Genomic DNA, 10,036 nt, shown 5'->3' with positions numbered 1-10,036 from the left:
AAAATAACAAGTATGAAACATCTTAACAAACTTTTAGTTGCTGTAACGATGGTGATGGGGTTAAGCTCTCAAGCACAAGACAGTAACAATAAATGGGCTATCGGTTTTGGAGTAAACGCGATTGACTACAGATCTAGCGCTGGTGATGACTTTATGAGCCATTTTGACCAACCTTTTATGGTAAGTGATAACTGGAATATTCTTCCTTCAGTTTCTTATATCAACGTTTCAAGATACGTAGGAAGTGGTTTTATTGTAGGACTTACAGGGTCTATCAATCAAATTGATAAATTTGTTGTGCCTGTTGCTGGAAAAACTGCAGGAGGTCCTAATGATTACTTGGCTGTAAATCCTGGTGATTTAATGTACTATGGCATCGATGCTACAGTTACTTACAGTTTTATGGAATTATTAAAATCTAAAGTAATTGAGCCTACATTAAGCGTAGGTGGAGGTTATACTTTCTTAGGTGATGAGAGTTACGGAACTGTAAACCCAGGGATTGGATTAAATCTTTGGTTTACTGAAAACGTAGGTCTTTCTTTGTTAGGTACTTACAAAAAATCTTTCGGAGACAGAACATATGCTGGTACACAAACACCAGATGCACCTTCTTACACTCAATATTCTGCAGGTCTTACTTTCAAGTTTGGAGCTAAAGATACTGATGGAGACGGAATCTACGATAAAGATGATGCTTGTCCAGAAGTTGCAGGTTTAAAACAATTCAACGGTTGTCCTGATACAGATGCTGATGGTATCGAAGATTCTAAAGATAAATGTCCTACTGTTGCTGGTCCAGCTGAATTCAATGGATGTCCTGATACAGACGGTGACGGTGTAGCAGATCCTGATGATGCTTGTCCTTCAGTAGCTGGATTGAAACAATTCCAAGGTTGTCCTGATACAGATGGTGACGGTGTTACTGATGCTTCTGACAAATGTCCTACAGAAGCTGGTCCTGCTTCAAATGGTGGATGTCCTGAAAAAGATGCTGACAAAGATGGTGTATTAGACAAAGATGATGCTTGTCCTTCAGTAGCTGGTCCTGCTAGTAACAAAGGATGTCCAGAAGTAACTGAACAAGTATTACAAGAACTTAAAGTACAAGCTAGAGCAGTTTACTTCGTAACTGGTAAAGCTATACTTGAGACTGCTGATAAAGGAGCTACAGATGGTAGATTGGAAGCAATTAAAGAAATTCTTAAAAACTACCCTAACGCTAAATTCTCTATCGAAGGGCATACAGATAATACTGGTAGCGCTAAAGTAAACCAAAAACTTTCTGAGGCTAGAGCTAAAGTTGTTATGGATAAGTTAATTGAAAAAGGAGTTAATCCTGCTAACTTAACTTCAGCTGGATTTGGTTCATCTAAACCAGTTGCTACTAACAAAACTAAAGCTGGTAGAGCATTAAACAGAAGAACAGAAATTAGACACGTAGGATCAATATACGAAGGTAAATTGTAATCTATTATCTAAATAATTTTAAAAAGCCATTCTTAATTGAATGGCTTTTTTTATATTTATAAAATGACAGATAATTCTTTTTTAGATAAAATTGCAACGGTTATAGTAAAAGAATATTATAATACAATTAGTGATACTATAGTGGTTTTACCCAATAAAAGGGCAAAAATATTTCTTGTTGAAGCACTAAAAAAACAAACTGAGGAGAATATATTTTCCCCAGAAATTATTAGTATAGAAGATTTTGTTCAAAATATCGCTGAGGTAAGAACTATTGATCCCATAGAATTATTATTCGAGTTTTACGAAGTATATCTATCCATTACAGAAAAAAAGAATCAGCAGTCATTTGAGATTTTTGCCAATTGGGCTAAAACATTGCTTCAAGATTTTAATGAAATAGATCGTTATTTGTTAGATTCAAATCATGTCTTGTCATACTTAAAGGATATTGAGGATATCAAGAAATGGGGGATTGAAGTTGAAAACAAAACCCAGTTGCTCGAAAACTATATTGATTTTTGGAAATTGTTGCCAAAATATTATCAATCGCTATATGAACATTTGCTTAAAAAGGGAATCGGATATCAAGGATTGATTTATAGAGAAGCTGTAAAAAACATCGATAATTTTTCAAAATCAATTCTAGGTAAGCAATTTGTTTTTGCAGGTTTTAATGCTTTGAATGCCTCTGAAGAAAAAATAATTCAGCATCTTATTGCTTCAGATCAAGCCAAAATATATTGGGATGCTGACCAAACGTTTCTAAATGATCCTTATCATGATGCCGGTTTATTTGTGCGCCGTTTTAAAGAAAGTTGGAAGCACTATAAGACAAATTCTTTTGAATGGATTGTGGATGATTTTTCGGAGACCAAAAACATTCAGGTAATTGGCACTCCAAAAACTATAGGTCAGGCTAAAATTGCAGGAAGTATAATCGAAAAATTCAATATTGAAAATCCAAACACTGCTCTTGACAAAGTAGCTATCGTCTTGGGTGAAGAAAATTTGTTGATTCCACTATTGTATTCTCTGCCCAATACTGTGGGGGCTTTGAATATTACCATGGGCTACTCCAGTAAAAATAACCCAGCTCAAATTCTGATTGCCAAATTGTTTAAAATGCACACCAATGCATTGTCCAGAAGTAATAGCAGCTATGTTTTTTATTATAAAGATGTGTTGGATATATTGACGCATCCGTTAATTGAACCTTATGCCAATACAAGTGCTTTGGTTGGGATTATCAATAAAAACAACTACACGTTTATTAGTCATCATAAATTATTGGAATTAAATGATAATTCAAGTGATTTATTTTTGCTTGTATTCCAAAAATGGGAGAAAGGTTCTATTGCTGTTTTAGAAGTAATTTCTAGTTTATTACTAAAGGTTAAGAATAATTTGAGCAATGAAAATGAAGAGGAAAAAATAGCCAAAACTTTTGTCTATGCCATTTTTAAAGTGATTAATAAACTTATTAATTACTATTCACAGCACAAAGAAATTGACACGATTGATACACTCTATGCAATTTACAAGCAAGTAATTGATTTGGCTGAAGTTTCTTTTGAGGGTGAACCTTTGAATGGATTACAGATTATGGGGGTTCTTGAAAGTAGGGTTTTAGATTTTGAGACTGTGATTATCACTTCTATGAATGAGGGCAAATTTCCGGCAGGTAAATCGCAAAACTCTTTTATTCCTTATGATGTGAAACGTGAATTGGGATTGCCAACTTTTAAAGAGAAAGATGCTATCTATACCTATCACTTTTATCATTTGTTGCAACGTGCCAAAAATATTTATTTACTGTATAATACAGAAAGTGAAGGCTTGGATGCAGGTGAAAAGAGTAGATTCATTACCCAATTGGAAGTAGAGAAACAGCCCAATCACACTTTAACCCACGAAATTTATAATGCAGTCTTACCAGACACGGCTTATTCACCAATGGTAATTCCAAAATCGGAGATGGTGATGTTGCGTCTGAAAGAAATCGCCGAAAAAGGATTTTCTCCATCAGCGTTGACGAGTTATATACGGAATCCAATTCAGTTCTATTTTCAAAAGATTTTGAGGATTAGTGAAGTCGAAGAAGTAGAGGAGAATATTGCCTTGAATACTTTGGGAACTATTATTCACGAAACCTTACGGGTTTTGTATGAACCTTTTGTTGGTAAGTTTATTTCAGAAATTGATATTGAAAACTGCATTAAGAAAATTGACTCCGAAGTTTTGGTACAATTTAAAGTAGTTTACAAAGAAGGAGAAATAAAAAAGGGACGGAATTTATTGGCTTTTGAAGTAGCAAAACGCAATGTTTTTAACTTCCTTAAAGTAGAATTGGAGAGTATTAAAAACGGTGATGCCATAAAGATTCTGGAGCTTGAAAAAACTTTTGATAGAATGGTGGTACATCCAAGTTTGCCTTTTCCTGTTTTGATTAAGGGAAATGTTGACAGAATTGAAGAACGCAACGGAACCATTCGAATTATTGACTACAAAACGGGTAAAGTAGAAAAAAACAATGTTACTCTTAAAACCTGGAAAGGATTGACGGACGACATCAAAAATGACAAAATCATCCAAGTTTTGGCATATGCCTATATGTATGAGGAAAATGCCAATGGAAAACCTATCGAGGCTGGAATCATTTCTTTTAAAAACTTAAAATCAGGATTTTTGCCATTTAATTTTAAAGAAGAAAAAGAGAGTGTTGCCATTATTGACAATGAAATTCAATCTAATTATTTGGAACAAATTATTTTGTTGCTGAATGAAATATTAGATGTTGCAATTCCTTTTGAGGAGAAAATTATATAATGAGTAGAAAATGGAGTAACATATTTGAGTTTTTCAAAAGCACTCTTGCAATTAATTTTGCCGCTAGTTTTTTTGTTTTTCTTTTTGGAGGATTGATAGCTTTTAATTATTCGGTTCTGACTTTTGGTTTTGGCTTAAGTTTGCTTTTCAAAGAAGTTAATGCTAAAAACGAGTATGTGTTTTATTTCAATAATAAAATTTCCAAAATACAACTTTGGGTATATTCATGGTGTTTTACTTTTGTTTTTTTAGCGTTTTGTTCTTTTGTTTTTAATTTGATAAGGAAAATATTTTGAAAAATCATTTATTAGAGATTGATAGCGTTCAGAAAACTTTTGACAATAAAAACATTTTGTCGGATGTTTATTTAAAATGTGAAACAAAAGATGTTATTGGACTTCTTGGCAGAAATGGTTCAGGTAAGTCAACTTTGCTGAAAATTATTTTTGGGATTACATCTGCTGATTTTAAGTTTGTTAGAATTGACGGTAATGTAAAAGCAAAAACCAAGGATTTACTTGATGAAATTAGTTATTTACCTCAGGATAATAGCATTCCCAATGTGTTTTCAGTTAAAACAGCGATACAATTATCAGTTCCGAAGGAGAGGATTTTGGAGTTTTGTGCAGATGAAATCATTGTGACAATGTTAGAAAAGAAAGTTTCTCATTTGTCCGGTGGAGAATTACGGTATTTAGAAATTAAAATTATCCTCAATAATTCTTCAAAATTTGTTTTGTTAGATGAGCCTTATAATGGTTTGTCTCCTTTGATGGTTGAGAAAGTGAATGAATTAGTAGTTGAGAATTCAAAAACGAAGGGTATTATTATTTCTGATCATAACTATGAAAATGTAATTAAAGTGTCAAACAAATTGGTGTTGCTCAAAGAGGGTAAGGCACATCATCTTCTTTGTAAAGAAGAGCTGGTTGAAAAAGGATATTTGAAAGAAGGAATGCTTTAAACCCCTTTAAAAAAGTCAACTAAAACAGTTAGTAATTCAGCTTGATTTTCAATAGAGCTCATGTGACCGTCCGGAAAAGCCACCAATTCAACATCGGTGTTTTTTATTTGTTCTAGGTTGTCTTCATAATTAAGAACAGGGTCCTTTTTTCCTAAAATCAATAATTTTGGATAGGTATTTGTGTGTAATAAGATTTCGCGGTCTTTTCTGATTTTCATTCCTTCAAGCGAGGCCACTATTCCTTGCAATGGTGTTTTCAGAGCCTGAATTTTTACTTCTTCAATTTCTTTGATAAGGATTTCTCGGTTCTCTTCACTGAACAAATTGGCAATCGAAAGTCTGATGAAGGTCTCGTAATCTTTTTTGACGGCTTTGATGGCGCGGTCCCTGTTTTTCTTTCTTTCGGAGCTGTCTTCTTTTGAAGTTGAGTTGAGTAATACCAATCCTTTCATTTTCTCGGGATACAATTCGGCGAAAGCCAAAGCTACATAACCACCCATTGAATGTCCCACAAGAATGGCCTTTCTAATTCGCAGTTTGGATAAAACCTCATGAACCACATCCGCATTTTCTTCCATTGTTTGGATATAGCCCAAACTTTCGGTTTCACCGTGCCCCAATAAATCGATGGTTATGATTCTGTTTTTTTTACTTAATTCGGAAACATAAACATCCCACATCGTTTTGTTTTCCAAAAAACCGTGCAGCAAGACTATTGTAGTTCCTTTTCCAGAATCAGAATACGAAATTTGTGTGTTTTTGTAGAGAAGTGTTTCCAAAAGAGTGAGGATTATGTTGATAGTTTACAAATGCAAAATTAATTTTTTAAATTCCTAAATGCTACATTCGAAGAAAGCATTTTATAAAATAAAAACAGCTCCCATTTCTGAAAGCCGTTAGTATTTATTTTTAAATAAAATTAAAAACGATTATCCCCATCCAAAAGATTTCCAAGTCCGCCTAGCAAACTTCCTTCTTCACGGCTGTTACCGCCTGATCTTGGTGCCGATGCAATGATTCTGTCGGCCAATCTGCTAAAAGGCAATGATTGTATGTAAACTGTGCCCGGGCCTTTTAGAGTGGCATAAAACAAGCCTTCGCCTCCAAAAAGTGAATTTTTAATACCGCCTATAAACTGAATATCATAATCGACATCTTTAGTAAAGCCAATAATGCAGCCTGTGTCCACTTTTAGGACTTCGCCGGGAGCCAATTCTTTTTTGGCCATTGTTCCTCCCGAATGAACAAACGCCATTCCGTCTCCTTCTATTTTTTGCATAATGAAACCTTCGCCTCCAAAGAAGCCACGACCTAGTTTTTGGGAGAATTCGATTCCAACAGAAACGCCTTTGGCAGCGCATAGAAAAGAACTTTTTTGACAGATAAATTTTCCTTGAAATTGCGTTAAATCAATCGGGAGGATTTTTCCGGGATATGGCGAGGCAAACGAAACTTTACTTTTGGTATTGCCTTGGTTTAGGAATGCCGTCATGAATAAGCTTTCGCCGGTAAGGACTCTTTTTCCAGCATTCAAAAGTTTGCCAAATAAACCCGATCCCGATTGTTGTTCGGAACCGTCTCCAAATATGGTTTCCATCTGGATATTGTTTTCCATCATCATAAAACTGCCCGCTTCGGCAATTACGATTTCTTGCGGATCCAATTCTATTTCCACATACTGCATTTCTTCTCCAAAAATATGGTAATCTATTTCGTGTGCTTGCATGATTTCTAGTGTTTTATTTTTTAAATGAGTCGAATGAGGGTTTGTAATGTTACAATTGAATGACGAAATTTTATTGAATTGCAGAAGGAATTTTAACGCAAGGCATTATGTTTAATTTCTTTTTCCACATTTTTTTGCTTGAGGCGATAAGTCACGAAGAAAACTTTGAGATTGAGAAAAGAGGCACTAATTAGGTATACTGAAGGGTAAAACCAGTAGGTTTACTGTGTGTTTTGGGTAGTATCAACAGTGTTAATAGGTAGTTATAATAGTGTTTTTGCAGTGCATAGGTACTGTTAATGGGTAGCTATAGTGGGTATTATGAGTAGTAAAAGGGGTATTTATGCATAGCTATAACCCTACTTTGTAGGGGTACACCTATCGTTAATAGGTAGGTTTACTAGGTGTTTTTGGGAGCAATACGGGGATTTTATACACTAATCGCTATTGTTTCCTGTATTTTATGAAAACAAAAAAACGGCTTCCATTGCTGAAAGCCGTTTCTATAATTTACAAAGTCAATTGTTTAACTTTTTAAAAAAGATTCAATTGTGTCAAAATACTTTTCTTTTGCGTCAAGCCAACCATAGTGTTTACAATTTTCAAGCAGAACCATTTTTGAATTAGGGAATGCTTTTAAACTTATTTCTCCAATTTCTTTGCTGATGATATCTTGTTTTCCTTGAATAATTAAAACAGGATTCTTGAAATTTGAGAACTTGTTTTTACAGTCGAAATTCGTTTTTTGCATATCACCCCATAATAATGAATTAATGGTCGAATTGCCTTGTGTTAATCTTTCGGCAATGATTGGAACAAATTTTCTGTCATAAACATAGGCAGGAGCCATAGCTCTTCCTCTGCCAATTCTTGCAGCGTAGGTCGTGTCGCCTTTTTCGATTTTATCGTTCCAATAGTTCAAAGAATCTTTTTCGGTTTTGCTCAAGCCTGCTTCAATAAGGTTTTCGCCTTTTAACAAACTCAAATCTACTCCGCCGGAAGATGACAAAATTAATTTATCAATACTGTTTGGGTAAATTGTGGCATAATAAGAGGCCAACATTCCACCAAAAGAATGACCGAGAATTGTCCACTTTTTGATTTTCAAATGTTTTCTTAATGACTCGATATCATCGGCCATTAATTTCATCGAAACCGTTTTGGTGTTTAATTCTTTAAGGGTTGATTTTCCAGTTCCTCTTTGGTCATAAATTATGGTTTGATGTTTCTCTGCCAAAATTTTCGCCATAGGTTCAAAACCATTACTGTTCATTCCTGGACCACCATTTATTATTAAAATGGGTGATCCCTTTCCAAATATTTTATAATAGGTTTGGCTTGAATCTGCGTTTTTGGCAAAACCATCAGTTTGGGCAAATGTGTGTCCAAAAAGAGATAGAAAGACAAATAGGAATATTTTTTTTACCATTTGGACTATGAATTCATTAAGCTTTCGATTTCCTCTACTTCAATCGGGATGTTTCTCATTAAGTTGAAAGGATCTCCTTTTTCCTGAACAACAACATTGTCTTCCAAACGAATTCCGAAACCTTCGGCTGGGATATAAATTCCAGGCTCAACAGTGAATACCATATTAGCTTTCATTGGCTCGTGCAATAATCCGTAATCATGTGTGTCCAATCCCATGTGGTGTGATGTTCCGTGCATGAAATATTTTTTATAAGCAGGCCATTCCGGGTTTTCATTTTGAACATCGGCTTTATCGATTAGTCCTAAACCAAGTAATTCTGAAGTCATGACTTTGCCCACTTCTACATGATATTGTTTCCAAAGAGTTCCTGGAGTTAGCATTTTGGTTGCTTCATTTTTAACTCTCAAAACAGCATTGTATACTTCTTTTTGTCTGTCGGTGAATCTTCCGGAAACTGGAATCATACGGGTCATATCGCTAGAATAGTTAGCGTATTCTGCTGCAACGTCCAGTAATACTAAATCACCCGCTTTACATTGTTGATTGTTCTCGATGTAATGCAATACATTGGCATTATTTCCAGAAGCAATAATTGGTGTGTAAGCAAAACCTTTGGATCTGTTACGAATGAATTCGTGAACTAATTCAGCCTCGATTTCGTATTCGGTTACGTTTGGTTTTACGAATGACAGTAACCTTCTGTATCCTAGTTCGGTGATATTACAGGCGTTCTGGATTAAATCTATTTCTTCGGTTTCTTTCACAGAACGAATACGTTGCAATATTGGGTTACTTTTTGCAACTTGATGTGCTGGATATTTGGCTTTCCACCATTTAATGAAACGAGCTTCACGAGTTTCGGTTTCAATAGAAGCACGATAATGTTCGTTGGTGTTGATGTACATGATGTCCGAGTAAGTCATCATTTCATTTAAGATTTTCTCGAAATCTTGTAACCAATACACAGTTTTAATACCCGAAACTTCAAAAGCTCTTTCTTTGGTCAATTTTTCACCTTCCCAAACAGCAATATGAGCGCTGGTTTCTTTTAGGAATAACATTTCTCTTTGATTTTCGTATGGTGCATCTGGAAAAAGCAATAAGATGCTTTCCTCTTGATCTACTCCCGATAGATAAAAGATATCACGGTGTTGTGCAAATGGCAATGTACTGTCTGCAGAAACTGGATAAATATCATTAGAATTAAATACTGCTACACTATTAGGCTTCATTTGAGCCATGAATTTTGCTCTGTTTTTTATAAAAAGAGCGCGGTCAATTTGGTGGTATTTCATACGTATTTGTATTTATTAATTTTTTATTGGAATATGGTATTGCCACTTTTTTATTGATTTTATGATTTGAAATTGTGGCAACTTCATTTTAAAACGATTTTGGGTATTGAATCATCAAAAATAGTAACTTTAAGAATGTAATTAGTATATGTGTAGTTTTTTTTAAGATTTTAATAGCGAGGAAAGGTTTTTTTGTTTTTGAAGCAGAAAGATTAGGCATTTTAACGGGCATTGGTCCCGCTATCCGTTGCAATCTTTTTTGAGCCGAAAAAGATCGGCTCAAAAAAGGATTTCCACTTCTATCGGGGCTAAAGGGAGGC

General features: G+C 34.7%; 8 protein-coding genes. 3 read left to right on the top strand and 5 right to left on the bottom strand.

The genetic code is table 11. From position 1 onward, the window contains the following. The first annotated feature begins 12 nt into the window (after positions 1–12). The 3 genes from VFS71_RS19945 (at position 13) to VFS71_RS19935 (ending at position 5,263) form a co-directional block, all read left to right on the top strand. Complete coding sequence (locus tag VFS71_RS19945; RefSeq protein WP_326403453.1) at positions 13–1,470, top strand: thrombospondin type 3 repeat-containing protein; 1,458 nt, start codon at positions 13–15, stop codon at positions 1,468–1,470. Between the two features lie 63 nt (positions 1,471–1,533). Next, positions 1,534–4,299 (top strand): PD-(D/E)XK nuclease family protein, encoded by a 2,766-nt coding sequence (locus VFS71_RS19940; protein WP_326403451.1) that lies wholly within the window; start codon positions 1,534–1,536, stop codon positions 4,297–4,299. A 292-nt stretch (positions 4,300–4,591) separates the two neighbouring features. Further along, positions 4,592–5,263: an ATP-binding cassette domain-containing protein gene (locus VFS71_RS19935; RefSeq protein ID WP_326403450.1), complete on the top strand. Its 672-nt coding sequence runs from the start codon at positions 4,592–4,594 to the stop codon at positions 5,261–5,263. On the opposite strand, the gene VFS71_RS19930 is transcribed toward VFS71_RS19935, so the two are convergent. The 5 genes from VFS71_RS19930 to VFS71_RS19910 form a co-directional block, all read right to left on the bottom strand. Continuing rightward, positions 5,260–6,042, bottom strand: a complete 783-nt coding sequence (locus tag VFS71_RS19930) for an alpha/beta hydrolase (RefSeq protein WP_326403449.1) — start codon at positions 6,040–6,042, stop codon at positions 5,260–5,262. The genes VFS71_RS19935 and VFS71_RS19930 overlap by 4 nt on opposite strands. Positions 6,043–6,182: 140 nt before the next feature. Further along, positions 6,183–6,989, bottom strand: coding sequence for a TIGR00266 family protein (locus VFS71_RS19925; RefSeq protein WP_326403447.1), 807 nt, complete (start codon positions 6,987–6,989; stop codon positions 6,183–6,185). Positions 6,990–7,515: 526 nt separating this feature from the next. After that, positions 7,516–8,418: an alpha/beta fold hydrolase gene (locus VFS71_RS19920; RefSeq protein ID WP_326403445.1), complete on the bottom strand. Its 903-nt coding sequence runs from the start codon at positions 8,416–8,418 to the stop codon at positions 7,516–7,518. Between the two features lie 5 nt (positions 8,419–8,423). Further along, positions 8,424–9,716 (bottom strand): aminopeptidase P family protein, encoded by a 1,293-nt coding sequence (locus tag VFS71_RS19915; protein WP_326403444.1) that lies wholly within the window; start codon positions 9,714–9,716, stop codon positions 8,424–8,426. An 88-nt stretch (positions 9,717–9,804) separates the two neighbouring features. Beyond that, on the bottom strand, positions 9,805–10,036 hold a 232-nt coding region (locus tag VFS71_RS19910), incomplete at its 5' end, for a hypothetical protein (protein WP_326403443.1).

Origin of the sequence: Flavobacterium sp. (genome assembly GCF_035760125.1) — a bacterium.
GTDB lineage: Bacteria > Bacteroidota > Bacteroidia > Flavobacteriales > Flavobacteriaceae > Flavobacterium.
The sequence above is the reverse complement of the archived record's forward strand: the minus strand, read 5'-3'. Positions and strand labels throughout refer to the sequence as shown.

What these genes read in the sequence shown, in the direction of transcription:
- VFS71_RS19920 (WP_326403445.1), bottom strand. Translation starts at nt 8,418, where the DNA reads ATGGTAAAAAAAATATTCCTATTTGTCTTTCTATCTCTTTTTGGACAC.
- VFS71_RS19940 (WP_326403451.1), top strand. Translation starts at nt 1,534, where the DNA reads ATGACAGATAATTCTTTTTTAGATAAAATTGCAACGGTTATAGTAAAA.
- VFS71_RS19945 (WP_326403453.1), top strand. Translation starts at nt 13, where the DNA reads ATGAAACATCTTAACAAACTTTTAGTTGCTGTAACGATGGTGATGGGG.
- VFS71_RS19915 (WP_326403444.1), bottom strand. Translation starts at nt 9,716, where the DNA reads ATGAAATACCACCAAATTGACCGCGCTCTTTTTATAAAAAACAGAGCA.
- VFS71_RS19925 (WP_326403447.1), bottom strand. Translation starts at nt 6,989, where the DNA reads ATGCAAGCACACGAAATAGATTACCATATTTTTGGAGAAGAAATGCAG.